2 protein-coding genes and 1 tRNA gene are annotated in these 1,010 nt (G+C 44.7%); 2 read left to right on the top strand and 1 reads right to left on the bottom strand.

The genetic code is table 11. The features are described from left to right. Both R7P35_RS26505 and R7P35_RS26620 read left to right on the top strand, forming a co-directional pair. Positions 1 to 211 (top strand): hypothetical protein (locus R7P35_RS26505; protein ID WP_318093473.1); only part of this gene is annotated, 211 nt, incomplete at its 5' end. A gap of 268 nt (positions 212 to 479) precedes the next feature. Further along, a complete protein-coding gene (locus R7P35_RS26620; protein ID WP_411978903.1) occupies positions 480 to 713 on the top strand; it encodes a transposase in 234 nt (77 codons plus the stop codon). Positions 714 to 830: 117 nt separating this feature from the next. On the opposite strand, the gene R7P35_RS26500 is transcribed toward R7P35_RS26620, so the two are convergent. Next, a tRNA-Asp gene (locus R7P35_RS26500) sits at positions 831 to 907 on the bottom strand. Between the last annotated feature and the right edge of the window lie 103 nt (positions 908 to 1,010).

The following is a 1,010-nucleotide window of genomic DNA, read 5'->3' as shown; positions in this document are numbered from 1 at the left end:
CAGTGTCAATAAGTTGGTCCAAAGCTTTCTTGAAGAACGGCAAGAAAAGCCAAGCATAGGAAGAGCACCCTTATTCTATCTATTTCCTGCTCGACCACATGGGCTTTTCATAGATAACTTCCAGCTCAAACACCCCAAACAATATCAACAAACACAAGAGGATTTGAAAAAATCAAAATCGAAACGATCCTTAAGATCCCAGAACATATAGCTTTAGAGTGTGTTGATGCCTGGTTTCAGGACGAAGCCAGATTTGGGCAACAAAACACGACAACACGCTTATAGGCTGAGAAAGCAACTCGCCCAAGAGCCGTGAAGCAATAACAATTTGAGTATGCTTATCTGTTCGGTTCAGTCGTCGCAGAAAAGGAATTGGTGAGGCTATCATTGTCCCTGGGTTAATAAAGACATCATGATAGAGCACTTAAAACAAATATTGGCAGTCACGTAGGAAGGACGTCACGCCGTCGTTGTAATGGATGGCGCAGGATGGCATACAGAAGAAATTGCCAATGACTTTAAATGTCAGTGTAATCAAACTTTCGCCCTATTCTCCAGAGCTAAACCCTATCGGACAAGTATGGCGTTGGTTGCGGCAACGCGATTTAGCCAATCAATATTTTACTGATTACGACGACATCATCTCCAAAGTCTGCGATGCATGGAATCGGTTTTTGAATTGCTCCAAAAGAGTCACCAAAATGCATTCGTAAAAATGGGTAGACCTAACCAGTTAATTTTCCAGATTGGTATGACTTCTCTTGGAAGGGAAAATGACAGCCCCTAAAACGACAAAAGCCCTGCTATTTCTAGCAGGGCTTTCAAATAAGTGGCGGAGCGGACGGGACTCGAACCCGCGACCCCCGGCGTGACAGGCCGGTATTCTAACCAACTGAACTACCGCTCCGCACTGGTTAGACCTAAGTCTAAATTTAAAGCCTGGCGATGTCCTACTCTCACATGGGGAAACCCCACACTACCATCGGCGCTATTTCGTTTCACTTCTGAGT

Source organism: Vibrio sp. Vb0304 (assembly GCF_033338995.1).
Taxonomy (GTDB): Bacteria; Pseudomonadota; Gammaproteobacteria; order Enterobacterales; family Vibrionaceae; genus Vibrio; species Vibrio alginolyticus.
This window is presented reverse-complemented; position numbering and strand designations above follow the sequence as displayed.

Excerpts from the sequence above, each read along its gene's own strand:
- R7P35_RS26620 (WP_411978903.1), top strand. The coding sequence starts at position 480 with ATGGCGCAGGATGGCATACAGAAGAAATTGCCAATGACTTTAAATGTC.